Source organism: Methylohalobius crimeensis 10Ki, assembly GCF_000421465.1.
GTDB classification, from domain to species: Bacteria; Pseudomonadota; Gammaproteobacteria; order Methylococcales; family Methylothermaceae; genus Methylohalobius; species Methylohalobius crimeensis.
On record NZ_ATXB01000002.1, the window covers coordinates 25528 to 49005 of the forward strand.

Consider the following 23478-nt stretch of genomic DNA (forward strand, 5'->3'; position numbering starts at 1 on the left):
GCTCACAGGAGAGCGAGCGCAGCGAGTGAATCCTGTGGAGCCGATTGTTAGCCATTTTTTATCACCTTAGCGATTTCTTCCTCAGGTATCTCACTTATGGCATTGTATAAGTCTTTTATTTTCTTTAGCCCAGCATCCAACTCTCTATCGTGCTCTTCTGGATTATGGTGTTGGCGATGAACAGATATATTCCTTAGCTGGCGTATTGAATCAAAATATTCTCTAGGCCGCTTGTTTTCCATTACTGACGAGTCGATAAGTTTGAGTAGCGAATAAAATCTTTTGTCATGCCAAATCATCACAGGCTTTGATAATTCATCATGCCCTAACAGTTCATGGGATTTTGCTTCAAGTAATGAGTATGCAGTGGAAATTGCCGAAAGCATGTCATATTTTGCAATGGCATCAACTTTTGAAAATACATCTTCATCACCTAGCCCTATTAACTGCATTCCGTTTTCTGTAAAGTACTCTTCGGCAATTTCATCAAACTCAATCGAATAATGATCGTGCATGCACGTACGAAATAAATCTATTACAAAATCAATGTAATACAGCACTGATTCACGACTCGGGTATCCAAATTTATGCTGAATTACATTTCTATCATCTATCAGCATTTCAATATTGGACCTTTGCTTGATTTTTATGCCGTGGGACTCAAGGATAGAAAACGCCTTCCAAATGACAATCGTATTTTTGTTATTGCTTTCATAAATAGATTGACCAATATCAATAACCATGTCTTTCAACAATAGCTCTACAGCATTGCTTATATGCAGGACGATAAATTTATTTTTCTTGTCATCATCAAGTTCCAGAAGCTCGACCGCGTGTCCAAGCAGTTCCATGGAACTTATAAATAATGGCGATTTTTCAGACATGCCTGATTCTCTATAAGATGGCTAACAGTTCAATAGACAGAAATCTCCAATTAGGGCAATAGACAGATTCTGTCTATGCAACTATTAACACCTAGATTTTCCAGAATTCATTTTCTACATTACCCCGCTTTAGCCTGTCAACTTGGGTAGAAGACCGTGAAGCACAAGCCCCCCGGGGTTCATTCCATTCCATCCGGGGGGTATGGTGAACTTGCTTATCCCTTCACCTGCTACCTTTTCAGCATAGCAGTAGCTGCCGCCAGGTGCTGTTAGACCTCATACTTTACCGTCGAAACGCATCTCTGCGCGCAGCCCTCAATCATATCTACCGCGACCAAAGCCTAACCCCGGTTTCCTCCTCCAACTCCTGAACCTTCTCCATCGCGTATTGCGCGCTTTTGGCGATTTCGCCCAGTTCGTGGGTCAGTTGCCAGAGCCGGTGGCGTTCGATCATGAGCCATTGGCTGTCCGGCATTTCCAGGCGGCGGATGAGTTTGGCGGCTTGGTCGTCGTCCAGGTCCTTTTCTTCGATGTACCGTTTGGCGGTTTCCTTGAGGCGGTGTTTGAGGTTGTTGAATTGTCGGAGGGTGAGCGATTGGGCTCGCTCCTCGATGGCGATTTTTGTTTTGGGGCCGATGGTTTCCATGGGTGGGAGTGATTGTGGTTGTTGGAGGTTTTCCAGTACGTTGAGCACCCACTGGCGGAACGTCTTGGCTCGGTTGGTACGGGAAAGCATAGCAATGAGATGGCAGCCACGGGGGGAGAAGATGCGGATGCCCGTTTTGCCTAAGTCATTGTTTTCTGCGGTACTCAGTTTGGGCGCCCCAGATGAATCAATGACTTGCGTCATATCATCGGTAAATTCATCTTTGTGTCGATAAAACAGGACAGACAATCTCCTGGTATCGGAATATCCGAGCGCCTTGGCTAGATCGGCAGCGGAAAGCCAGGGTTTCCCTTCTCGATCAATGATGGTGAGGTCGGTGCCCTCGAAGTTGAGGAAGGAAGGAAGGCGTGCATTCATAACGATTCTCCTAGGCTTGAAGTTAGGAATCACCTCGCTGCCTTGCCAAAACAGGGAGGCGAACCGCACGGGCCTGGCAAGACCGGGCCTAGGACCGGCTCCCCCGAAGGAGAACCCGCACGGCCCGCCATAAACTGCGGGCACAAAAAACGCGCTCGAACGGCGCGTGTGCGCCTAGGGCTTCCGAGTTGCCAGACTCGGGCACCGGATTTTGCCGGTGCATTTTCAGCATAGTTCAGGCGCATAGGGTTTGGCAAGCGGATCATCCGATTGCCGAATTCACGATCCGATAAATCTGCCTTTTTGAGATCCCGTACCGCCGGGAAAGTTCGTCCACGTTCCGCCCGTTGAATTCGGCCAGGATGGCGGCCTGGCGGTGGCGACGGTCGAGCTTGGGGATGTAGAGTTCGCTCCCACCGGCGAGGGTGAAGACGTTGTCGGCGATCCTTTCCGCCAGCGACAGCGCCGCCGTCTCGCTCAGGTCGAAGGCTTGGCACACGGCCTGGGTGAGGATGTTTCTGAGTTCCACGGCGGCGTCGGCTTGGGTGTTTTCGGTGGTCATGTCGTCTCCTACAGTTTGTTGGCCCAATCGGATTTGCCTACCGGAGACGTTGCAGGACGGGGCACCGGTCTTTTGGTTCGATTTGCCGGCTTGGTTTGGGCGGGGGTCCTTCCCTCGGTTCGGGTTTTGGTTTGCTGCGCCTGGATGAGCCTTTGGTAACGGTCCCAGTCGGCGTGGGTGGCCCGGTGGAGGCGCAGTTCGGGGTGGTGGGCGGCGGCGAAGCTGTAGACCCAGGTATCGAGCGGCTCGTTCCGAACGTTCCGCTTGAGCTCGAAGCGGTTTTTGGCCGGGTTGTAGGTCTCGGCCGTGAGGCCGGCGAAGAATGTCGGTTCGAGCTGGCTGGAGAAGTGGCAGAGGCGGTCCTCGGGGGGGCGCTCGGTGTCGCGCGAAAGCCGGGCGTAGAGCCAATGCTTGGCGGCCACGGTGCCGACTTGGTAGATCCGCACGCCGCGCTTGTCGTAGCGGCCCCGCCAGTCCACGTCGGCCATCGCGGGCTTGCCGAGCACGGGGGCGGTGTTGGCGCTGGCGCCCTTGATGGCCATGGGGCGGGCGATGCGGCGGTCGCGGACGTAGGCCTTGACCGCTTCGGTGCGGTGGCCGCCCATATCGATGGCGGTGGCGAGGACGGGGAGGAGCGCCCCGCTTTCGTGCTGGAGGGGGCGGTTGAGGAGGTCGGTGAGCGCGATCCAGACGTCGTCCTCGGCCGGGTCGCCGGGGAGGACGGCGTAGTCGAGGGTCCAGGCGCGCATTTTGCGGCCCCAGCCGATGATCTGGACTTCCAGCCGGTTGTCCTGGGTGTCGACCCCGGCGGTGACCGCCAGGACGCCCTCGGGGGCGGTGCGCAGCGGGTACGGCTGGGCGCGTTCGGCGACGGCGTTGTGGCGCAGCAGGCGGGTGACTTCGTCTTCCCAGGTTTCGGCGAGGCGGTCGTTGACGAAGGTTTTGAGCCGGGCCGGGTCGTGCTGGACCTTGAGCCAGGTTTGGGCGAGTTCCTGCCAGCGCGGGCCGAGGCCGAGGGGGTAGTAGAGGGCGTTGAGGGTGTAGCCGCGGCGGGGGTGGCCGGGGTTGTCGGGGACCCAGCGGCCTCGGGCGAGGAGCTTGGGCTTGTCGCTTTCGTCGATGAGCGCGCCGCAGTCGCGGCAGACGTAGGCGATGCTGAGGATTGCCTGGTTGTCGCCGGTGAGCCATTTGAGGCCTTTCCATTCGAGGGGCTGCTGGTGGCCGCAGTGGGGACAGGGGACGTGGTAGCGGCGGCGGTCGCTGTCCTCAAAAAGTTCCTCGATGCGCGAGCGGCCCCGGATGGTGGGGGTGGAGATGTAGAGTTTCTTGGCCACCGAGGAGAAGGCGGAGGTGCGCCCGTCGAGGAGGGCCTGGGGGTCGTCGCCGCCCTTGAGGTTGTCGGCGAATTCGTCCAGTTCGTCGACGAGGAGGAGCTTGACGCTGGTGGATTTGAGCCGGGCGGGGCTGCCGGCGTGTTCGAGGTAGAGCTGGCCGCCGGCGAATTCCTTGAATTCGCGCCGGTTGGCGCCGTCGCGGCTGGCGGTGCTGGTGAGGACTTCGCGCAGGGCGGGGGTTTCCTCGAGCATGGGGTTGAGCTTTTGGGCGATCCATTTGTTCATGGAGGTTTCCGCCGGGAGGGCGACCATGACGGGGCCGGGGCGCTCGGTCATGGAGTAGCCGAGGACGTTCTGGGCGGCGGCGGTCTTGCCGATCTGGATCGGCCACATGAGGACTACTTCGCGCACCGGCGAGCGGGCGGAGAAGCAGTCCATGGGCTCGCGCAGGACGGGGTTGCGGTCCGTCCGCCACCGCCCCGGCTCCGCGCTCTCCTTGCTGGAGAGGACGCGGTTGCCGTCCGCCCATTCGGAGACGGTGACCTTGCGCCGGGGGGCGATGCCGCGGGCGAAGGCGGTGTAGAGGGGGGTGGTGGAGCGGGTCGCGGAAAGCCGGTTGCTATACTTCATCCGAGGACTTTGATCCCTGGAATACCAATACCACTTCGCCGAAGACCAGCATGGTGAAAGCCGCGTCGAGCAGCTTGAGGAAGGTTTGAATTCGGCCTGGGAAATCTCTTTTGATGGTGATGGTCATGGAAGCTCTCCAGGAGTGCTATCGATCGCCTTGTTGTGCTCACCGACGTTAAGGAGCGTTAATGAATCAGGAAATACTAATTGCGATAATCGCAGCCTCAGCCGCAGTATTTGGCGCCGTAGTGTCTCAAATAACGGCATTTGCGATTTCGGCGTGGGATAAAAAACATCAAAAGAAAGTCCTCCTACGTCAAAAGTATGAGGAAATGATGTTTTATTTTTCCGCTTCTCTGGGATGGGTACCCATTGTGAATGGATGCAAAACTCTGCATGAAATCTCCTCATGCAGTCAATCGCCTGATCCAAGGAAAGTTCTGTCTCTTTGTCTGTTGTATTTTCCCGATCTGTCGGATGCGGCGAATGCGTATATTCTTGGTCAACAGGCATATTATGCATCGATAATATCAAGATTTAAGGATTCTGTAGGTGCCTCCGCAGGTGCACAGGCATTTGTATCGGCCGAGCATAAGAAGGTTATGGACCAGCTATTTGAGAGGAAAAATGAACTCGAGCATCTCATCGTTTTTCTCGCCAAGAAGTATGTGAAGGCATGAATCCGGGCGTTTCCCTACGCTTCATGGCCTTGCTGCAGAAAAAAGTCGTACCAACGGCCAAGCGAGTAGGTTCTTCGATCGAGCCACCATTGGTCTGGTTTATCGAAGGTGCGGATGACGATTTCGCGTATTAATTCTGCGTTGGGGTCTTTCTTTTGGCGGCAGTAGTAGTCGAGCTCGGTCGCTACTGTGACGCGTTCTATCATGGCGGCTAGCCTGTGATGCAGTTCGTGTATGTTTGTTTCCACGGATTTCAGGTAGCGCACGAATTTTTCAGGCTTGATTTTGTGCAGATTGCGCGCCGTTTTGCCGATCTTTAAATCGATTTTGCTTATCTCTATTTTCAGAGCCGCATTTTCTATTTTTAAACGATTGATATCGCGGATCATTTCTATGATGTGACCGTTGTTCATCTCTTTGCTCCATCAGCGTGGGCTAGTTTTTCAAATGCCCGGGAGAGGTCTCCCAAGGCGTGTTCGACTTCTTCAATCACCACCGCCCTGCCCTCCGCTTCGTTGCGGGTGGCCTGGACCCGGCCGGCGATGCTTTCGGCCATTTGCTCGAGCTTGGTGCGGAGGGTGGTGGTGCGGGTCATCGATCAGGCGCTTCCCGGCTTGGTCTTGACGGTTTCCGTGGTCGAGAATTTCCCCCCGCATTTTTTGCAGACCCTTCTTCTCCACTGGCCTTCGGGGTTGGGCTTGGTTTTAACCACCCGGGAGGAGCCGGCGCCGCATTTCGGGCATGCGATCATGGCCGTACCTCGCTAGCCCACTGATTGCGGATTTCATCCATCTCGGATCGCGCTTGTGATGACCAGTGGCTGTACCAGTGGGAAACTTTTGCATTTGGCACGTCCACGCCGGGGAGCACATAAATCGCATGTGGGTTTCCCGGCTCTCCGGTTCCCAGGTCGATGATTCGGGGGCGCACCTTTCGGGCCAGCGCAAAATCGATCATGGCCTTTATCAAGGCCCGGTGAGACTCCGCCCAATGTCCGAACGCTTTGCACCAATCCCGGTAAAAATCGAACAGATCCAAGGATTTCATCGGGTATTCGTGCAATGGCGAAAATTCCCCTTGGGCTAATCCCCGGGCGAATAGGATGGCGCTGCCGTGCTCGCTCCAATCCTTTTCACTTTCATCGTCGGCCATGACGCAGCCGGTTTTTTCCAGCATGTCGATGCCGGTCTGGCGGACCGATTCGATGTTGGCCCGCTTCAGCGCCACCGGCATCGACATGCCCGCCGCACGCGCCGAGCGCATCATCGCCCGGAAGATGCGGTCGGCGGCCACGAGTTTGTCCGCCTCGTGGGAAGGGATTTGCGGTCCCATGGGTTCAGCGGCTGGCATGGCGTAGCGGCCGGTTTTGCGGATTGTAGGCAAAAGTTCGGAAGTGACCCATCGTTTGAAGGGTTTGGCGGCTTCAAGCTTTGAACCGAAAATCAAAGCATATACGCCGGATTCATTGATAAGCAGATAATTATTTGATTTTTCTGGGAGATAGCGTTTCACTACGTCGTCTTCATCAATATGATCCCGCACAGCCTCTGCCGGATTGGCATAACCTAAAGCTTCGGCTACATCTCGAGCCACAAACCACGGCTCACCGTCGATCATTACGACTCGGATTTCCTGGTTATCGAAATTAAAGGGCATTAGGTTATTCATGATGATTACCTCTTGCTTCGTCATTCGATAGTTGTTCAAACGCCCGAGACAAATCCCCCAGGGCGTGTTCGACTTCTTCAATCACCACCGCCCTGCCCTCGGCTTCGTCGCGGGTGGCCTGGACCCGGCCGGCGATGCTTTCGGCCATTTGCTCGAGCTTGGTGCGGAGGGTGGTGGTGGCGTTGAGGATGACTTCTCGCACCCGGTCGATTTCCACCAGCTGGCCGACGGCCTTTTCGTATTCCAGCCGGGCCATTTCGGCGTTGAAGTGTTCGCGCTTGGCCCGGGCGGATTGGTAGTTGGGGGAGGCGGCGCCCAGGTCCTCGTCGTCCGCGCTGGAGGCCTCGTCTGCCGGGGGGGTGGCGGCGTCACGGATGGCCTGGACTTCCGGCGCCGGCGTGCCGCTGGGCGGCTTGGGGGTGATCTTGGACGGGTCGCGGGTGGCTTCCATCCGCTCGAGGGAGGCCCGATAGAGGACCTTGCGCCCTTCCATCACCAGCCGGCCCTTTTTCTTGAGCTGGGAGGCGTAGCTTTGCCGGACGCCGATCCGGCGGGCGAATTCGGTGAGGGTGAGCTTTTCGTCGCTCATCGGCGGCTCCGGCGGTCTCCGTAACGGTCCCGGCAGGGGGCGCACATGGCGTTGACCAGGCGGCCGGACCATTCGCCGCAGGTTTCGCATTCGCCGGGTTCGCCGGGCGGGATCTCGGCGGCGGCCTTCCGGGCGGCCTGGACGCTTGCATCCCGCTCCTTTGTTTTCCAGTTGCTTGTATTATCCGCCATGTCTGCCATTACTATTTCCTTTTTTTAAAAAGTTGTCGGGTTTAAATAAGGGTTGCCGGAATAGTTGCCGGGTTTTTTTCAGTAAAAATCGTTATAAATCAATCACGTTGCCGGAATTGCCGGAATTGCCGGGTTTTACGCGCGGGAGAGTTTTATTTTTAAGTGTTTATTAGGGAGGATTTTTTCTTCTCACGCGCGCCCGCGCACGTAGGACCCGGCAATTCCGGCAACTTTCTAGTATCACCTTGTTTATGCTCATTTTTTTCCGTTTTAATTCCGGCAACAATTCCGGCAACGTTGCCGGGAATTCCGGCAACTTTTGTTTGAACGTCAAACCACACGCTTGAATCTCCTCGATTCCTGCCAGTCCGAAATCATGGATTGGGTACTCTCCACGCATTTGCCGTACCACCTGGCTTCCGTTTCGTCGGGTGGCTTTTCCTCCACGCCCCTGAAGACGACGAACCGCCGCGGATTGCTGCGGCCCTGCATGGTCATGATCTGCTTTCGAAGCTTCCGAGCGCCGTGCTTGCGCACCAGGATGTCGATGAGCCGCCTTTGGCTGGCGGGCGATCGGTGGCCCCGGAGCGAGCACCAGGATTTATAAAGATCGAAGAGGTCGTCGGACAATAGCGGCCATTTGTGCAGCTCGCCGAATTCGCCCTCCTCGATGTCGTGGTAGAACTCGGTGCAGGTGTCCATGGAGAGCTGGATCAACTCCTGCTTGGCTTCGGTGTCCGGCGGCCTGGAGTGTTCGTTGAAGCCCGCCAGGTCGAGATTGAGCAGATGGTGGTGGAGCGCCTGGACGCCGCCGTCTCGGATTTCGGCGGCCACTTCTTCGTAGAATTCCCGGCCGAGCTTTTCCGGCGTCCAGATGACGCAGTGCCTTCGGTCGTCTTCCTCGAGGACGACGGGCATGCGTTCGTTGGAGAGGAAGACCATGTTGACGTGGTTGTGCTCTTCGTAGGCGCCGATGTTCTTGGGGTTAATGCGGATCCACTCGCCGGTAATCAATCCCTTGAGCTTGTTCTTGATGTGGAACAGTTCGGAGCGGGCGATTACTTCGTCGGCGATCAGGAAAAGCTTTTTCGAGGCCCAGTCGTTGAATTTGTCTTCCACGGCCGATTGGTCGATGATCCGCCCGTAGCGGCCGTAGATCTGCATGATGCATTCGAAGAAGAGGTTTTTGCCGGTGCCCTGGGGCCCGTGGATGACGAGGGCGGTTTTCATCTTGGCGCCGGGGTTTTGGATGGGATAGGCGAGCCATTTGAGGACCCAATCGAGGAGTGCCTGGCTGCGCTGCCCTTCCCGGCCGCACATGTAGCCGAGGAGATCCAGGAGGAGTTCGCAGTTGCCCGCCTTGGGCTGCGTCGGCCAGCCGGCCCAGAGGTTGCATTGGATCTGGTCGTCGCGTCCGGCCGGGTCGAAGCCGACTTCGTCCACGCGGACCACCTTGCGGTCGGGGTGTTCCATCCAGGCCCGGTAGAGTTCGCGGCGGATGCAGAGATCGCGGACGTCGGATAGGGAGACGAGCATGTGTTCGGTGTGGTCGAAGGCGGTGCCGCCGTGGCCGTAGACCATGGAGAAGCGGTCGAGGAGTTCGTCCAGGGATTGGAGGGGGACGAGATGCCCCGCCCCCCCGGGCGGTTCGCCCCCGCTGCGCGTCTGCCCGCCGATGCGCCCGCGCCACTTTCGGCCTTCGATGACGGTCTCGATTTGCCGGCGGACGGCCTGGAGGCCTTCGGCGAGGTGGAGGTCGTTGAAGTCGGTGGTTTTCTTTCCGCGCGATTCGAACCTCTCCCAGCGGGCTTCGTCGTCCTCGAACTTGGGGATGGCCACCGCCCCGTCGATCGCCAGGGCGGCGGCGTAGGCGGCATCGACGCCGGCGTTCTTCTTGCCGTGCGGTTCGCCGCAGTGGGGGCAGTCGTCGCCGTCGGATACCGCGACCGGCAGCTTGCATTCGCGGCATTTCTGGAAATCGTCGTCGTCCGCGGCGATCAGCCACTTGACCGTTTTGTAGCGCTTGGACAGCGCCAGGGCGACCGGCTGGAGGTTGTTGGCGTCGAAAGCCACGAATACCGGAAGCCCCGTGGCTTCGTGAATCGACGCTGCGGTGGCGTAGCCTTCGGCGATCACCCCCACCCCGACCGGCATCCCGCCGACCTGGAAGAAGCGGCCTTGCTTCTGGAGGCCCTTGGGCCAGTATTCCTTGTCCCGGTCCGTCTTGTCGATCCGCTTGGCGTGGGCCTTGCGGCTGAGGATGAACTGGAGGCCGTGGATCCGCCCGGCCACGTCCATCATCGGGATCACCAGGGCGCCGCTCGGCGTGTATCGCAGCCCGTGGCCCTGGATGCCCTTGCGGGTAAGGTAGTCTTGCGTCCCGCTTTGATCGGTGGGCAGGCACTTGGCCCAAATCTTCTGGGCCCGCAGCGCCGCCCATTCCGCCTCGCGCCGGCGCGCCGCCTCCGCCTTCTTCCGGTCCGCCCGGATCCGCTCCGCCAGCGCCTTGCGCTGTTCCTCCGAAAGCTCCGAGCGTTCGATCTGGATCTTCTGCGGGTTGTGATCGTTCCCCCGCCAGATCCCAAACGACCCGACGATCAGCGGTCCGGACTCGCCCGGGATCACGTGCAGGATATACCAGCCCCGCTCCTCTCGATCCTCCCCATCAACCCGGCAGCGCACAAACCGCCCGGACGTATCCAGGCGCTCGACGAGCAACCCCGCCGCCCGCAACTGCCCCAAAACGCTGTCGTAATTCTCAACCATTATTGATTTCCAACCCTGCTATCTACCCAAATCCCGCACTTCTCTGCACCCTTGTGCGGGTTCGTGGGGAGGACCCGTGGGCCGGTGTTCTTTTCGTCGTCGTGGATAGTGCGCAGGGGCGGCGCGCTTGCATCCACCAAGGGGGAAAGGGATGCGGCGGGCGGTCTCGCGGGGGAAAAAGCAGGTCGATGCATGGCTAACCCGCCTGTTCCTTGACGGTGTTCTCGAGGACCAGCAGCGCGCGGCGAGCTTCGGAGACTTCCTTGCGCAGCCGGGCCGCTTCCGTCTCATCGAGGCGACCGTCGGCCAATGCCTCCTCGACCGCGCGGCAGACGTCGCCATACTCGACCGACGAATGCAGCACGGCCATGGGCAAATCCTGTTTGGATTCCTGGGGACGGGTGGAGAACTGCCCGCCGAACATTTCGCACAGCGTCTCCAGGGGGGACAGATCCCCCGTGTCCATCATGATCGACACGAACTCGCCGACTGTCGGCTGGTGCAGGTCGTCATTGGGATTGAGTTTGATAAGAAGCGTGTGCTCGCGCTTGCCTAGTCGTCGCGCGATTCCTGAAATTCCGCCTTTGACTTTGATAGCGGACTGATGGAGGGCTATGAACAATGCATCCATGGAGCTCATCTCACTGTGAAAATTAGGGTGTTTTTAAGCTGCGCCCTTTTGCCTTCCTCTCTAAACTGCAAGCGTGAAAAAAACGGCGCCGGCCCACCCGGCGCCCCAAATGCCTGCAACGGCCGGTAGGTTGAGGAGGAACGTAATGGGAGCTTCATATCTTGGATGTTTCTGACGATGCTAGACTTTTGGTTACACGTCCCATTCATCCACATCGCAGGAACCTTCAATGAATGGCTATTGGCAATACCGAACCGCGGCTGGCACTTTCCAAATCAGGCCGATCGGCGGTCGATATCACGTAATTTTCGAGGACGAATCCCTGGGCGCTTATACAAGCCCCGTTCATGCGTTGGACGACCTGATCGGCGGTCATACCTTTTGGCCCTCCTCTGGCGTGGACCCATCCATGCTTGGAATGGCGGACGATTTATCCGAATGGAAATTTCTCCCCTCATAGGCATCCAAAAATTCCGCCAACGCCTCGGCCATCGAACGCGCATTCTCCGGGGGCAAAGCCAAACGAATAACTTCATCCTTGATGTTGAAGCTCAGCCCCAGGCGGACGCGCCGAGCATCGACCGGTGTGGCATTCCGCCAATCGGCATCTTGATACGACTCTGGCAGCGATCCGGTAACTTTCCTTTCATCTGGAAGACGCATCTTTGGAATCTCTGCAAAAACCCTCCTCGAATTGACCCTGCCGAACGACAATGCCAGTTCCCCAATATCTGGAAATCCTTCGTACCGTTCGCACTCCTTGCTCAGGTCGGCACGCGACAGGTTCGGAATCTGCCAGAAACCGGCGGGCAAGGCCCTATGGCACTGGCCAGGGAGATTCCATCGGCAATGCGCGGCACAGTATGAAAGGGCTCGGTGTGTGGTCATGCGGCTTCTCCTTGGTCATCGCTATCGCATATCCGGTAAATACCGTTACGTATTGCAGCGCCGACCACCTGATCGGCGATTCTCTGGGGCAAATCATCTGGCCATTGGGAAACTGCCTGTGAGGTGATTCCCAAGGCATCTGCCAGCTTTCGCTGGCTTCCGAATAGGGAGATAGCGTCATGTTTCTTCATGGGCACAAAGTTAAGCAATCTTACTCGACAATGTCAAGCATACCTGCGCAAAAAAGTTGTAAGTTTGCTTACATGAGTACAATCGGTGAACGAATCAAACAGGCGAGAGCTGCAAAAGGCATCAGCCAACAAGCGCTTGGCAATGCCGTTGGCGTGTCGCGTGCTGCCGTATCTCAGTGGGAAAGCGGAGATTCAAAAGGCCTAAAGCCGGAGAACTTGTTAGCCGTCTCCAAAACCCTTGGCGTCACAGTGGAATGGCTGGTTCATGGCCACGGTTTAATGAAGCCCGGAGAAGGCGGCGAAAAAGGAAAGGAACTCTACATCAAATACATTCCCATCACCGAATGGGAACGCCCGGAAGATCTGCCAGAGGGAGAATACGTTTTCGTCCCCCGCTACGAAGTCCACTTCTCGGCCGGCAACGGCAGCATCGCCTTTGACGTCATGGAAAAGGAACAGCCCCAGGCCTTCCGGACCGATTGGGTCAAGGCCAAGCACCTGCGCAGCAAAAACCTGGCTTGCGTCTATGCGGACGGCGACAGCATGGAACCCCGCATCCATCATGGAGACGTCATGCTGGTGGATCTCAGCCAAAAGGAAATCATCGACGGCAAGGTCTACCTCATCCGCTACGGCGACGAAATCCGCGTCAAGCGCCTCTACAAACGCCCCGACGGCGGCCTCATCATCCACTCGGACAATACCCGCGGCTACCCCGACATCGAAGTTCCGCCCGATCAGATGTCATATATAGAACTCCTCGGCCGGGTCATTTGGACGGGGGGTGAGGTGTAACATGGAGGAACAGCCACAACCACCAAAAGAACTTCCTGAAGGCGCTTTTAAGCTATATCTCCTTGAGCGGGGTTACAACATAATCGTTCTACTGCTGCGCTACGGCTTTTTCCTTGGGCTGGCCTACATCGGCTATCTGAGCTTAAAGGAGCTTGCCGGGAAAGCTACTATTGCCGACATTGCCTTCACCTTCCTAGGCAAACAGGCGGTCAGCAATTGGGGATACAATTTGGCGCTGTTTGTGTCTATTATTTGGGCGTTAACTGAGAGAAAATTGCGCTTGAGAAAAACGAAATACCTTTCCGAGCGTCCTAAAAACCTGGAAAAGCAAATTGATCCAAACCGAACATCCAGCGGGCTGCAACCTACAGGGGAGACGAACCCGGAGGACAAACCATGACACCAGAAAACTTCGCCGTCATCATCGAAAATCTAATCTTGTTCGGCTTGCTTCTTTGGTTGATCTATGGGCCTTGGCAAAACACGGTGACCGACATCACCCGTCAGAAACTGTTTGAAATCCGGGACGAAATATTCGACATGGCCGCGAAGCATGACGGTATCAGCTTCGACGATCCGGCTTACCAGGAAATTCGGGATTTTCTCCACTCCATGATCCGCCATGCGCACCTGTTGACCTGGCCACGATTCCTTCTGCTTGCCCTGATGAACCGCAATGAAGCATCAGGCATCAATGACCTGCTGGCCGACATCAAAAGCGAAGATGCCAGAAACGCCATTCGCGAAAAAATGCGCCTCGCCATAGAAAACGTCATTGGCGCCATGGTACTGCGATCGCCGATTTTGCTCACGATAGGCATGTTGGCGACCCCCATCATTTTGGCAATCCGCCTGATCGATCGCACAAACCTTGATCGCTGGTATGGACGAATCGAAAAGCCAATCGCCCGAGAAATCAGCCATACCGTTTCCCTGCCCGCCTAGAGATCGTGGGGGCTTCGGCCCCTATTTTTGCCAAATCGAACAGACATCCGTCTAAGCCGCCACAGGGCGGATACTTTCCAAACTCTTCCTCGCCCCGGCCTCGGCTTTCTCCAAATCGTATTTGGCTTGAAGGTTCATCCAGTAGGTGGCGGAAGTCCCGAAATAACGCGCAAAACGCAGGGCGGTATCCGCGGTGATACGCCGCTTGCCCTGGACGATCTCGTTAATGCGGCGCGGCGGCACGTAAATATCCTTCGCCAACCGGTACTGGCTGATATCGTAATCAGCCAAAAACTCCGCCAAATGCTCGCCGGGATGGATCGGTTCGATACGTGTTTCGTTCATAACACCCACCTAGTGATAATCCACGATTTCGACATTGTAGGCGTGCCCGTCCCGCCACTCGAAACATACCCGCCACTGATCGTTGGCTGTTCTGCCCCCACTGGTAGCGGCATCGATGCGATCGAGACGCATTTTGGCACGTCGCTGAATATCCGTTAACCGCCGCGAATAACGACCGTCGGCGATCTTCTCGGTTTCCTTGCAGCGAAAACTCTTGATCATGCGCCGACATTAACGGCACACGTTAATAGATTCAAGTTCACCACGCTCTCATCATCTCCCCACCAAAAATCCCGTCTTTATGTAAAGCATCCTTGACATTTATTAGTAAGATTGCTTTACTTACAAGCAAGCCACCCACAAGGGCGGCGAAATCCACCAACAACCATTGGGGAGCTGATATGTGCAAGGTCCAGATCCCGGAGCAAACAAAGCTGATCGAGCTTGACGGATTCGCCCGATTCATCGGGCAAAGACTCTACTCCGACCGGCGCGGGAACATCGAATTTCGCCCTCGGCATACCAATGCCGGCATCCAGAAGATTCCCCGCCACAAATGCCAGTTCAAAACGCTGCCTGGAGGTAAGTGATGAAACCCGAGTACCTGAAACGCCTGGACACGCTAAAAAACGCCCTCGTTTCCATCCAAGAGACCGAAGACCAACTGGCCGGATTCAACCAGGGAAACGCCATCGCCGCCAGGGGGCTGCTCCTCATGGCCCGCCGCGCACTCGCCGAACACCTGGCCGGAGAACTCCAAAGAGGAGGTCAGTAATGGGCATCATCGTATCCATTGTGCTTGGCATGCTTCTCTGGCTGATCCTCGGCTTCATCGTCGGGACGATCGCCGGCCGGATCATCGACCGCATGGAAGGACTCGACCCGGACGACCCATGAACACCCCCTACCTGAACAACTGCGTCCGCCCGATCCGCAAAGGCACCGATCTCCAGATCGCCGCCCAAGCCCTGGCGTTCATCGCCCACGACCTGCGCCAGGGCCGGATCGAAGAAGCCATCCAGACGGCCGAAAGCGCGCTCCAAGCCATCGACTTCGACCGAATCTTGGAGCACATGCAGGAAAGGAACCAAAGATCATGAGACTCGAAGTCGGCATGCTGATCTGGACGAATTACAGCGGGCCCTATCGCATCACCGATTTTTGATTGCCTAAGGGAGAAACAAGAAATGACCGAAACAGCAAAGCTCGCGGTCGGCTTCGGCACCGCCGGCAATATGTTGGAGGTATCGGAGCGAACGATACGCAGGATGGTCGAGGATGGCGAGTTGACCACCGTCCGAGTCCGCGGCCGCCAACGGATCCCGGTCTTTGTACTGGAAGAATGGTTGAAGGAAAACGCCTGCTCCGCGCATAATTCAAGCGTCACACGCGCGGGGCATTGCCAACCAAAGGAGGATAAGCAATGCCACGAAAAGACAAAGACGGGATCTACAAACGCAAGGACTCGCCCTACTGGTGGGCTTCGTACACCGACGCAAGCGGCAAAAGAACTCGCCGCAGTACTGGAACTGCCGACCGGCGGGAAGCCGAAGCGCTCCTGAGCAAATGGAAGCTCGAGGCGTATCGGACATCGAAATGGGACGAACAGCCGGCGAGAACATTCGATGAACTGATGTTGGAATACTTGAGCGCAGTCACACCAACGAAACGCGGCGGAGGCGAACGCGACCGCTACAGCATCAAGCGGCTTGCACCGCATTTCACCGGGCGCGAGTTGCACACGCTCACCCCTGTCGACATCACGCAATATATCGCTCAGCGGCGGCATGATGGCGCGGCGCCAGGGACGATCAATAAGGAACTGGGAACGTTATCCGCGGCTCTGAATTGGGCGCGGCGTGATCTCGGCTGGGATGTTCCGAACCCCGTGATTGGTCGAAAGCCGAAGGAACCGGAAGGCCGGATCAGATGGATCACTCGGGCGGAAGCGGCCTCACTGATTGCCGCCGCAAGCCAGGAGCCGAAAGCCCCTCATCTTCCCGACTTCATCAGGCTCGGGCTGAATACCGGGATGCGGCGTGGCGAGATGTTAGGGCTTGAATGGCGTCGGGTCGACCTCCAGGCGAGTCTGGTATACCTGGAGGCCGCCCACCAGAAAAGCGGAAAGGTTGGGAGTGTTCCGCTAAACAGAGAAGCACGCGAGGCCATTCTATCACGCGCCCGATTCAGGGCCGAGTTTTGCCCGGCGTCGCCGTGGGTGTTTTGCAACAAGAACGGAACGCGCATTAAGGCATTACGGAGAAGCTTTGATACCGCATGCCGGAAAGTCGGGATTGAGGATTTTCATATCCACGATTTGCGGCATACGTGTGCGGCTTGGCTGGTCCAGGCGGGTGTATCGATTCGGGAAGTCGCGGAACTGCTGCGCCATTCCGATATTCGGATCACGATGCGATATGCCCATTTGGCGCCCGATAACGTGCGCGCAGCGGTGGCGGCACTGGAAGCGCCTACGTCACGATTTGGTCACACAAGGGATTCGAGCAAGCGGCGGGTTTCGGGATAACCCTTTGATTTAATTGGTCGGGGTGACTGGATTTGAACCAGCGACTTCTGCCTCCCGAAGACAGCGCTCTACCAAGCTGAGCTACACCCCGAAGCGATATCGGTTAGTGGGATCGTTGCACGGAAAGTTCCGCCAAAGCGACCATCGCGTCCTTGTACGGCGAGGATGCCAACGGCGCCAGGCTCAGAATGGCCTTGTCCGCCTCTTCCCTGGCACGCTCCACAGTGTACGCGATTGCGTCGGTGGATTCAATCACTTTGTAGACCTCGGGAAATGCCTTTCGATCCCCGTCTTCGATGCTGCGCCGAATCACCGCCGCACCGGCGGGGGTGGCCTGCTGCATGGCGTAAATCAAGGGCAAGGTGGGTTTGCCTTCGGCCAAATCGTCACCCAGATGCTTGCCCAAAGCCTCCTGGTCGGCCTTGTAGTCGAGCGCGTCATCGATTAATTGGAAGGCGATGCCAAGATGCATGCCGTAGCGGGCCAAACCGTCCTCGGCCTCCTTGGGTGCGTCGGTCAACACCGCCGCCAAACGCGCCGCGGTGCTAAACAGAATCGCGGTTTTCCGCCAAATCACCTCCAAATATTTGGTCTCGGAAGTGGCCGGGTTATTGACGTTGAGGAGCTGCAGCACCTCGCCCTCGGCAATGGCGGTGGTGGTCTCGGACATGATTTCCATCACCTTGAGCCGCTGCAGGCGGACCATCATCCGGAAGGCGGCGGAATACAGATAATCCCCCACCAGCACGCTGGCGGCATTCCCCCAGACCGCATTGGCGGTATCCTTGCCCCGGCGCAGATCGGACTCGTCCACCACATCGTCGTGGAGCAAGGTGGCGGTATGAATGAACTCGATCACCGCCGCCAGGGTGATGTGATGATCGCCGCGATAGTCCAGCGCATTCGTCGCCAAAAGGTGCAGCAAGGGGCGCAGGCGCTTGCCTCCGCTGTTGACGATGTATCGACCGATCTCGTTGATCAGAACGACATCCGAACTGAGCTCGCCGAGAATCAGGCGATCCACGGACTGGACCTGATCCGCCACCAGCGAGCGTATCCGATCGAAGCCTCGCGCCGAGTAATTATTATTGGTCTCCTCCGAGGGAGCTGAGATCACCGTCATAGACCGGCAAGCTTATATGTCATGGATGGATGTATCCGGTAAATAGCGGAATAATACAATACTTGGTATAAGTTGACCAAATTTAATCGAAAAGGTATATTCTCTCGTTTATGCTGGAACATCAACAGCTATCGATAGGGAGCACACAGCGATGTACGCGGTAATTCAAACAGGCGGGAAACAGTACCGGGTCGGTGCCGGCGACCGGTTGAAAGTCGAAAAGTTGAACGCGTCCGAAGGCGAAACGGTGGCCTTCGACAAGGTCCTCATGATCCGCTCCGACGAAGGCGTCAAAACCGGCGCGCCTTATTTGGAGGGCGGCAAGGTCAGCGCCAAGGTCATTGCCCACGGTCGCGGCAAAAAGATCAACATCATCAAGTTCAAACGGCGCAAGCACCACATGAAGCACCAAGGTCACCGCCAATATTATACCGAAGTCCAAATTACGGACATCTCCTAAACCCGCTTTCAGGAGGACAATACCATGGCACACAAAAAAGCAGGCGGCAGCAGCCGCAACGGCCGCGATTCAATCTCCAAGCGCCTGGGCGTGAAGCGTTTCGGCGGCCAGTCGGTCAAAGCGGGCAACATCCTCGTCCGTCAGCGCGGCACCCGTTTCCACGCGGGCGAAAACGTGGGCTGCGGCAAGGATTACACCTTGTTCGCTTTGCAGGACGGACAAGTAGTCTTCGAAGTCAAGGGACCGAACAAACGCAAATTCGTCAACGTGGTTCCCGCTTGACCGTTCGCTCAACGATCCGACTTGAGAGAAAGGCCCTGTCCCTGACGGGGCTTTTTTGTTGGTTGACATGAAATTCGTCGACGAAGCGGAAATTCGAGTGGAGGCCGGCGACGGCGGCAACGGCTGCGTCAGCTTCCGGCGCGAGAAATACATTCCCAAAGGCGGCCCCGACGGGGGCGACGGCGGGGACGGGGGCGACGTCTATCTGGTCGCCAGCGAGCATCTCAACACCCTGGTGGACTTCCGCCACCAACGGATGTACCGCGGCGGTCGCGGAGAAAACGGCATGGGCCGCCAGATGACCGGCAAGCGGGGCGAAGACTGCCGCATTCCGGTACCGGCGGGCACCTTGGTCTACGACGTCGATACCGGCGAATTGATCGGGGATCTCACCGAGCCCGGTCAAACCCTGCTCGTCGCCAAGGGCGGCCGGCACGGCTTGGGCAATATCCACTTCAAAAGCAGCGTCAACCGCACCCCGCGCAAGGCCACCCCCGGCACGCCGGGCGAACACCGCCGCCTCAAGCTGGAACTGAAATTGCTGGCCGATGTGGGGCTTCTGGGCCTGCCCAACGCCGGCAAATCGAGCCTCATCCGGCGCATCTCCTCGGCGCGCCCCAAAGTGGCCGACTATCCCTTCACCACTCTTTATCCCAATCTGGGAGTGGTCCGGGTCGATCGGATGCGCAGCTTCGTCGTCGCCGACATTCCGGGCATCATCGAAGGCGCCGCCGAAGGCGCGGGGCTGGGGGTTCAGTTTCTCAAGCACTTGGGCCGCACCCGCTTGCTCCTGCACGTGATCGACATCGCCCCTCTGGACGGACAGGATCCGGCGGAAGCGGCGCGCCAGGTCATCGGGGAAGCCGAGCAATGGAGCGACGCACTGATCCGAAAACCCCGCTGGCTGGTATTGAACAAAATCGACCTCTTGCCGCCGGATGAAGTCCGATCCCGCGCCCATGACATACTGACAAGCCTGGCTTGGCAAGGTCCGGCTTTCAAGATTTCGACGGTGACCGGCGCGGGGATTCAAGATCTCATCTACGCCGTCATAAATTTTTTGGAGTCTCCCGATGAGGACCCGGGAAAGGTTCCCGAAAGCTCGTAGGATTATCGTCAAAATCGGCAGTTCTCTGCTGACCCGGGGCGGCCGCGGGCTCGACACCGAAGCCCTGGCCCGCTGGACCGATCAGATCGCCGGGCTTTGGCGAGACAACCGCCCCACCCTGCTGGTTTCATCCGGGGCCGTGGCCGAAGGCATGGTACGCTTGGGATGGCGCGTCCGCCCGCAAAATCTGAACGAACTCCAGGCCGCCGCCGCGGTCGGCCAAACCGGACTGATCCAAGCCTACGAGACCCAATTCCAGCGTCACGGACGCCGCACCGCCCAAATTCTCCTCACCCACGAGGATACCGCCCATCGGCAGCGCTACCTCAACGCCCGCAGCACCCTGACCACCCTCCTCAGCCACGGCGTGGTGCCCATCGTCAACGAGAACGACACGGTGGTGATCGACGAAATCCGCTTCGGCGACAACGACACCCTGGGCGCGCTGGTGGCCAATCTGATCGAAGCCGATCTTCTCGTCATTTTGACCGATCAGCCGGGGCTGTTCGACAAAGACCCGGGGTTATACTCCGACGCCCGGCGCATTTCCGAAATCAGCGTCGACGACCCGCACCTGGATCGGATCGCCGGCGGCAGTCGCAGCGGCCTCGGTCGCGGCGGCATGATCACCAAGGTCCGGGCCGCCCGCTTGGCGGCCCGCTCCGGCACCGGTACGATCATCGTCGGCGGCCAGGAGCCGGACGTCCTGCCGCGCCTGCTTCGCGGAGAAGCGCTGGGGACGTTTTTGATCCCCGACAGCGAACCCCTGATTGCCCGCAAACGCTGGCTGATCGGCCAGTTCCAGGTCAAAGGACGCCTGATCCTCGATGCGGGCGCGGTCCGCGCCCTTAGACAGGAAGGCAAAAGCCTGTTGCCCATCGGGGTGCGCCAGGTGGAAGGCGGCTTTCGACGCGGCGACGTGGTGAGCTGTCTCAGCGAGGAGGGGTACGAAGTCGCCCGAGGATTGATCAATTACGACGCTCAGGAAGCGCGCCAGATTCACGGCCAACCCAGCCATCGGATCGCCGCGATCCTAGGCTACGTGGACGAACCGGAATTGATCCACCGGGACAATCTGGTCTTGCTTTAAACGAGAAAGCCGCAGGCGGGAAGCCCGCGGCCGGCACAACTTGGAATAATCAGGCGGAAGCCTGGGACAATGCCTTCACCCGGGCATTGAGACGGCTTTTCGTACGGGCGGCGTTGTTCTTGTGCAAGATGCCCTTGTTCACCATCGAATCGATCACGGGGACCGCTTTCCGATAGGCTTCCCGGGCCCCTTCCAAGTCACCCTTCTCGGTCGCCTTGGTCACGCTTTTGATGAAAGAGCGCATGCGGCTCCGATGGGCCTTGTTGAGAAAATAACGTTTCTGTGCTTGACGCGCGCGTTTTCTAGCTGATGCTATGTTAGCCAAATCGATCCCCTTTTGACCGTTGTTTTAAATAAACTTTATATTATTTAGACAAATCCCATCCTTGTCAACGCATTATCGCCCTAGAATTCTCCGCCTGCCGGATTCTAACGGCGGTCCAACCTCGCTTTTCCAAAACCCTTCTTTTTTACTCCACCCGCCGCGCACAGAGAACCGGCGAAAACGTCGGAATTGGTATCTCATACCGGCTATGCCAAAATATGTGTTTGCAGCTCACAGGCAAACATTCGGGCAAGGGATCGATCAAGATGCGCGCCCCTTTTTCTTTACCCCATTTTTTAATATTTTTCTTCCTGCTGGTGTTTTTGCTGGTCTTCGTCCAGCTGCACCTGATTTCCCTGACCTTCGAAAAATTGGGGTTGTCGCCCGAGGCGACCTTTTTGATGTTATTGGGGTCGCTGCTGGGCAGCGGAATCAATCTGCCAATGTTTACGCTGCGATCGTCTCCTCCGCCCGAAGCGATCGAAACGCCTTTCGGCTTGTTGCGTTTGCCTCCTCGGCCCTTCACCGGCAAGACGGTGATCGCCGTCAACGTGGGCGGGTGTTTGATTCCGCTGCTGTTTTCGATCTATCTGGTCAGCCGCTTGAACCTCCCTCTTGAAATGTTGGGCTTGGGGATTGCGATCGTCGCCGCGATCAGTCATCTCCTCAGCCGTCCCATCCCAGGACTGGGCATCGGCATGCCCATGCTCGTCGCACCGCTGACCGCGGCCAGCCTGGCGCTTCTTCTAGGAGACGATCACCGGGCGCCCTTCGCCTACATCAGCGGCACATTGGGCGTTCTGATCGGCGCCGATCTTCTGCGCCTTAAGGATATCCGCACTCTCGGCGCGCCCATCGCTTCCATCGGCGGCGCCGGCACCTTCGACGGTATTTTCATGACCGGCATATTGGCGGTTCTGCTTAGCTAGATTCCGTTGACATTTGCAGCTGGGTTTATCCAAATATCAACCAACCTAACCTTTGATACAAATCATCGGTTTCAGACGCGCCACCAACCTGGCCAAGCCGGCTTTATCGGCGGCTTGCACCACCGCATCCACATCTTTATAAGCATCGGGCGCTTCTTCCGCCACCCCGCGCAGCGATGGGCTGCGTATGACGATGCCTTGGCGCGCCAATGCCCCCACCACCTGCTGACCTTTCCAGGTTCGGGTGGCCTGACGGCGGCTCATCGCCCTTCCCGCGCCGTGACAAGCCGAGGCTAGAGACAGCTTCTCTCCCTTCTCCGTCCCCACCAGAATATAAGACGCGGTCCCCATGGACCCGCCGATGATCACCGGTTGTCCCACCGCTCGCAAACGCTCGGGTATCGCCGGATGCCCCGGACCGAAAGCGCGGGTCGCTCCCTTGCGATGCACGAAGACCTCCTTCGATTCCCCGTCGATGACGTGGGTTTCCTGTTTGCAGGTGTTGTGAGACACGTCGTAAATCAGGGTCAGATCGGCTTGGGGTAGCCATTCGGCGAAGACCTTCCGCACCAAGTGGGTGATGATCTGGCGATTGGCCAGGGCGCAATTGATCCCGGCCCGCATCGCGCCCAAATAGCTTCTGCCCACCGGCGACGCCAACGGCGCGCAGGCCAACTCCCGATCGGGAAGCTGGATTCCGTGCTGGGCGGCCGCCTGCTGCATTTTCTTCAAGTATTCCGTACCGATCTGGTGCCCCAAACCCCGCGAACCGCAGTGGATGGTCACCACGATCTCGTCCGGGTGAAGACCGAAGGCATCGGCCACCTTCGAGTCGTAGATTTGGTCCACCACCTGGATTTCCAGATAGTGGTTGCCGGATCCCAAAGTGCCCATTTCCCGGCGCTGACGCTTTTTGGCGTGAGGCGAAACCTCCGCCGGCACCGCGCCTTTCATGCGACCGTTTTCCTCGATCCGTTCCAGATCTTCGCGGCGCCCGTATCCTTGCGCCACCGCCCATTGCGCACCCCCCGACAGCATCGCTTCCATTTCCCGGTCGCTCAGGCTGATGTTGCCGCGGCTGCCCACCCCGACGGGTACCGTGGCAAACAAGGCATCGGCCAATTCCTTGGCGAGGGGCTCGATGTCTTGCCGGTGGAGTCCCGTAGCCAGGGTTCGAACCCCGCAGGAAATATCGAACCCCACCCCGCCGGCGGAAATCACGCCGCCTTGTTTGGGATCGAAGGCCGCCACCCCACCGATGGGAAAACCGTACCCCCAATGGGCGTCGGGCATCACATAGCAGGCCCCGACGATTCCCGGAAGCTTGGTGACATTGCCGGCCTGCTCCGCCACTTTGGCGTCCATCGACCCGATCAACTCCTCGTCAGCGAAAATCAATACCGGCGCGCGCATGTCCCCGGATGGGGGAATCCGCCAGAGATATTCATCCACCCGCTCGAGTTTGCTGGTATCCATTGGTGTCTCCTGCAACCTTTATTTCCGATCAAAAT

The 23478-nt window shown here is 57.8% G+C and carries 37 protein-coding genes and 1 tRNA gene; 15 read left to right on the top strand and 23 right to left on the bottom strand.

Going from position 1 to position 23478, the window contains the following annotated elements; all coding sequences use genetic code 11:
* Positions 1–47: 47 nt before the first annotated feature.
* The 5 genes from H035_RS0113700 to H035_RS22025 form a co-directional block, all read right to left on the bottom strand.
* Entirely contained in the window at positions 48–884 is an 837-nt protein-coding gene (locus H035_RS0113700; protein ID WP_152486069.1) for a hypothetical protein, read from the bottom strand.
* A gap of 325 nt (positions 885–1209) precedes the next feature.
* Positions 1210–1908, bottom strand: a complete 699-nt coding sequence (locus H035_RS20945) for a BRO-N domain-containing protein (RefSeq protein WP_022949534.1) — start codon at positions 1906–1908, stop codon at positions 1210–1212.
* A 262-nt stretch (positions 1909–2170) separates the two neighbouring features.
* A complete protein-coding gene (locus H035_RS19840; RefSeq protein WP_022949535.1) occupies positions 2171–2470 on the bottom strand; it encodes a Mor transcription activator family protein in 300 nt (99 codons plus the stop codon).
* An 8-nt stretch (positions 2471–2478) separates the two neighbouring features.
* The gene (locus H035_RS19845) at positions 2479–4434 is read right to left on the bottom strand and encodes a phage terminase large subunit family protein (RefSeq protein ID WP_022949536.1); all 1956 of its coding nucleotides are present in this window, start codon (positions 4432–4434) and stop codon (positions 2479–2481) included.
* A complete protein-coding gene (locus H035_RS22025) occupies positions 4424–4561 on the bottom strand; it encodes a hypothetical protein (RefSeq protein ID WP_022949537.1) in 138 nt (45 codons plus the stop codon). The genes H035_RS19845 and H035_RS22025 overlap by 11 nt, the downstream gene beginning before the upstream one ends.
* A gap of 61 nt (positions 4562–4622) precedes the next feature.
* On the opposite strand from H035_RS22025, the gene H035_RS22510 reads away from it, so the two are divergent.
* Complete coding sequence (locus H035_RS22510; protein ID WP_022949538.1) at positions 4623–5114, top strand: hypothetical protein; 492 nt, start codon at positions 4623–4625, stop codon at positions 5112–5114.
* Between the two features lie 14 nt (positions 5115–5128).
* Here the strand turns inward: H035_RS22510 and H035_RS0113730 are convergent, their stop codons facing one another.
* The 12 genes from H035_RS0113730 to H035_RS22775 form a co-directional block, all read right to left on the bottom strand.
* Positions 5129–5527, bottom strand: a complete 399-nt coding sequence (locus H035_RS0113730) for a hypothetical protein (protein ID WP_022949539.1) — start codon at positions 5525–5527, stop codon at positions 5129–5131.
* Positions 5524–5709, bottom strand: coding sequence for a hypothetical protein (locus tag H035_RS21840; protein ID WP_026596621.1), 186 nt, complete (start codon positions 5707–5709; stop codon positions 5524–5526). The genes H035_RS0113730 and H035_RS21840 overlap by 4 nt, the downstream gene beginning before the upstream one ends.
* Positions 5710–5712: 3 nt before the next feature.
* Complete coding sequence (locus tag H035_RS22770) at positions 5713–5865, bottom strand: NrdR family transcriptional regulator (RefSeq protein ID WP_407635340.1); 153 nt, start codon at positions 5863–5865, stop codon at positions 5713–5715.
* Positions 5862–6782, bottom strand: a complete 921-nt coding sequence (locus H035_RS20955; protein WP_022949542.1) for a BRO-N domain-containing protein — start codon at positions 6780–6782, stop codon at positions 5862–5864. The genes H035_RS22770 and H035_RS20955 overlap by 4 nt, the downstream gene beginning before the upstream one ends.
* A complete protein-coding gene (locus H035_RS0113750) occupies positions 6775–7371 on the bottom strand; it encodes a hypothetical protein (protein ID WP_022949543.1) in 597 nt (198 codons plus the stop codon). The genes H035_RS20955 and H035_RS0113750 overlap by 8 nt, the downstream gene beginning before the upstream one ends.
* A complete protein-coding gene (locus tag H035_RS0113755; RefSeq protein WP_200861585.1) occupies positions 7368–7562 on the bottom strand; it encodes a conjugal transfer protein TraR in 195 nt (64 codons plus the stop codon). The genes H035_RS0113750 and H035_RS0113755 overlap by 4 nt, the downstream gene beginning before the upstream one ends.
* Before the next feature lie 158 nt (positions 7563–7720).
* Positions 7721–7903, bottom strand: a complete 183-nt coding sequence (locus H035_RS21845; RefSeq protein ID WP_152486070.1) for a hypothetical protein — start codon at positions 7901–7903, stop codon at positions 7721–7723.
* Positions 7893–10328 carry a DUF5906 domain-containing protein gene (locus H035_RS0113760; RefSeq protein WP_022949545.1) on the bottom strand — a complete coding sequence of 812 codons (2436 nt, stop codon included), beginning with the start codon at positions 10326–10328 and terminating at the stop codon, positions 7893–7895. Before H035_RS0113760 ends, H035_RS21845 begins: the two co-directional genes overlap by 11 nt.
* Positions 10329–10524: 196 nt before the next feature.
* Entirely contained in the window at positions 10525–10959 is a 435-nt protein-coding gene (locus H035_RS0113765; protein WP_022949546.1) for a phage regulatory CII family protein, read from the bottom strand.
* A 226-nt stretch (positions 10960–11185) separates the two neighbouring features.
* A complete protein-coding gene (locus H035_RS22030) occupies positions 11186–11335 on the bottom strand; it encodes a hypothetical protein (RefSeq protein ID WP_022949547.1) in 150 nt (49 codons plus the stop codon).
* Positions 11332–11847 carry a hypothetical protein gene (locus H035_RS22035; protein WP_022949548.1) on the bottom strand — a complete coding sequence of 172 codons (516 nt, stop codon included), beginning with the start codon at positions 11845–11847 and terminating at the stop codon, positions 11332–11334. The genes H035_RS22030 and H035_RS22035 overlap by 4 nt, the downstream gene beginning before the upstream one ends.
* Positions 11844–12038 (bottom strand): Cro/CI family transcriptional regulator, encoded by a 195-nt coding sequence (locus H035_RS22775; protein ID WP_022949549.1) that lies wholly within the window; start codon positions 12036–12038, stop codon positions 11844–11846. Before H035_RS22775 ends, H035_RS22035 begins: the two co-directional genes overlap by 4 nt.
* 72 nt (positions 12039–12110) lie before the next feature.
* Here H035_RS22775 and H035_RS0113785 point away from each other — a divergent pair, with 72 nt between their 5' ends.
* From H035_RS0113785 to H035_RS0113795, 3 genes are read left to right on the top strand one after another with little or no spacing between them, the layout of a single operon-like run.
* Positions 12111–12833 (top strand): XRE family transcriptional regulator, encoded by a 723-nt coding sequence (locus H035_RS0113785; protein WP_022949550.1) that lies wholly within the window; start codon positions 12111–12113, stop codon positions 12831–12833.
* A 1-nt stretch (position 12834) separates the two neighbouring features.
* On the top strand, positions 12835–13233 hold the full coding sequence (locus tag H035_RS0113790; protein ID WP_022949551.1) for a hypothetical protein: 399 nt from the start codon (positions 12835–12837) through the stop codon (positions 13231–13233).
* The gene (locus H035_RS0113795; RefSeq protein WP_022949552.1) at positions 13230–13778 is read left to right on the top strand and encodes a hypothetical protein; all 549 of its coding nucleotides are present in this window, start codon (positions 13230–13232) and stop codon (positions 13776–13778) included. The genes H035_RS0113790 and H035_RS0113795 overlap by 4 nt, the downstream gene beginning before the upstream one ends.
* A 51-nt stretch (positions 13779–13829) precedes the next feature.
* Here H035_RS0113795 and H035_RS0113800 read toward each other — a convergent pair whose 3' ends face one another.
* Entirely contained in the window at positions 13830–14123 is a 294-nt protein-coding gene (locus H035_RS0113800) for a HigA family addiction module antitoxin (RefSeq protein ID WP_022949553.1), read from the bottom strand.
* 9 nt (positions 14124–14132) lie between these two features.
* Positions 14133–14345: a type II toxin-antitoxin system RelE/ParE family toxin gene (locus H035_RS0113805; protein ID WP_022949554.1), complete on the bottom strand. Its 213-nt coding sequence runs from the start codon at positions 14343–14345 to the stop codon at positions 14133–14135.
* A 179-nt stretch (positions 14346–14524) separates the two neighbouring features.
* Here H035_RS0113805 and H035_RS0113810 point away from each other — a divergent pair, with 179 nt between their 5' ends.
* The 6 genes from H035_RS0113810 to H035_RS19860 all read left to right on the top strand — a co-directional run bounded on the left by H035_RS0113810 (position 14525) and on the right by H035_RS19860 (position 16650).
* Complete coding sequence (locus tag H035_RS0113810) at positions 14525–14713, top strand: hypothetical protein (protein ID WP_022949555.1); 189 nt, start codon at positions 14525–14527, stop codon at positions 14711–14713.
* Positions 14713–14898, top strand: a complete 186-nt coding sequence (locus H035_RS0113815; protein WP_022949556.1) for a hypothetical protein — start codon at positions 14713–14715, stop codon at positions 14896–14898. Before H035_RS0113810 ends, H035_RS0113815 begins: the two co-directional genes overlap by 1 nt.
* Positions 14898–15020, top strand: coding sequence for a hypothetical protein (locus H035_RS22615; RefSeq protein ID WP_022949557.1), 123 nt, complete (start codon positions 14898–14900; stop codon positions 15018–15020). Before H035_RS0113815 ends, H035_RS22615 begins: the two co-directional genes overlap by 1 nt.
* Complete coding sequence (locus H035_RS0113825; protein ID WP_022949558.1) at positions 15017–15223, top strand: hypothetical protein; 207 nt, start codon at positions 15017–15019, stop codon at positions 15221–15223. The genes H035_RS22615 and H035_RS0113825 overlap by 4 nt, the downstream gene beginning before the upstream one ends.
* A 135-nt stretch (positions 15224–15358) precedes the next feature.
* Positions 15359–15685: a helix-turn-helix domain-containing protein gene (locus H035_RS22780; RefSeq protein ID WP_407635344.1), complete on the top strand. Its 327-nt coding sequence runs from the start codon at positions 15359–15361 to the stop codon at positions 15683–15685.
* On the top strand, positions 15571–16650 hold the full coding sequence (locus H035_RS19860; RefSeq protein ID WP_407635345.1) for a tyrosine-type recombinase/integrase: 1080 nt from the start codon (positions 15571–15573) through the stop codon (positions 16648–16650). Before H035_RS22780 ends, H035_RS19860 begins: the two co-directional genes overlap by 115 nt.
* A gap of 14 nt (positions 16651–16664) precedes the next feature.
* On the opposite strand, the gene H035_RS0113840 is transcribed toward H035_RS19860, so the two are convergent.
* Both H035_RS0113840 and ispB read right to left on the bottom strand, forming a co-directional pair.
* A tRNA-Pro gene (locus H035_RS0113840) sits at positions 16665–16741 on the bottom strand.
* A gap of 12 nt (positions 16742–16753) precedes the next feature.
* A complete protein-coding gene (gene ispB, locus H035_RS0113845; RefSeq protein WP_022949561.1) occupies positions 16754–17773 on the bottom strand; it encodes an octaprenyl diphosphate synthase in 1020 nt (339 codons plus the stop codon).
* Positions 17774–17924: 151 nt separating this feature from the next.
* Here ispB and rplU point away from each other — a divergent pair, with 151 nt between their 5' ends.
* The 4 genes from rplU to proB all read left to right on the top strand — a co-directional run bounded on the left by rplU (position 17925) and on the right by proB (position 20713).
* Positions 17925–18233 (top strand): 50S ribosomal protein L21, encoded by a 309-nt coding sequence (gene rplU, locus H035_RS0113850; RefSeq protein ID WP_022949562.1) that lies wholly within the window; start codon positions 17925–17927, stop codon positions 18231–18233.
* 24 nt (positions 18234–18257) lie between these two features.
* Positions 18258–18515: a 50S ribosomal protein L27 gene (gene rpmA, locus H035_RS0113855; protein ID WP_022949563.1), complete on the top strand. Its 258-nt coding sequence runs from the start codon at positions 18258–18260 to the stop codon at positions 18513–18515.
* 67 nt (positions 18516–18582) lie between these two features.
* Positions 18583–19623: an Obg family GTPase CgtA gene (gene cgtA, locus H035_RS0113860; RefSeq protein WP_026596624.1), complete on the top strand. Its 1041-nt coding sequence runs from the start codon at positions 18583–18585 to the stop codon at positions 19621–19623.
* A complete protein-coding gene (gene proB / locus H035_RS0113865) occupies positions 19589–20713 on the top strand; it encodes a glutamate 5-kinase (protein ID WP_022949565.1) in 1125 nt (374 codons plus the stop codon). Before cgtA ends, proB begins: the two co-directional genes overlap by 35 nt.
* Positions 20714–20762: 49 nt before the next feature.
* On the opposite strand, the gene rpsT is transcribed toward proB, so the two are convergent.
* Positions 20763–21038: a 30S ribosomal protein S20 gene (gene rpsT, locus H035_RS0113870; protein ID WP_022949566.1), complete on the bottom strand. Its 276-nt coding sequence runs from the start codon at positions 21036–21038 to the stop codon at positions 20763–20765.
* Between the two features lie 266 nt (positions 21039–21304).
* On the opposite strand from rpsT, the gene H035_RS0113875 reads away from it, so the two are divergent.
* Complete coding sequence (locus H035_RS0113875; RefSeq protein ID WP_026596625.1) at positions 21305–21967, top strand: DUF1614 domain-containing protein; 663 nt, start codon at positions 21305–21307, stop codon at positions 21965–21967.
* Between the two features lie 45 nt (positions 21968–22012).
* Here H035_RS0113875 and H035_RS0113880 read toward each other — a convergent pair whose 3' ends face one another.
* Positions 22013–23443 (bottom strand): RtcB family protein, encoded by a 1431-nt coding sequence (locus H035_RS0113880; protein WP_022949568.1) that lies wholly within the window; start codon positions 23441–23443, stop codon positions 22013–22015.
* Between the last annotated feature and the right edge of the window lie 35 nt (positions 23444–23478).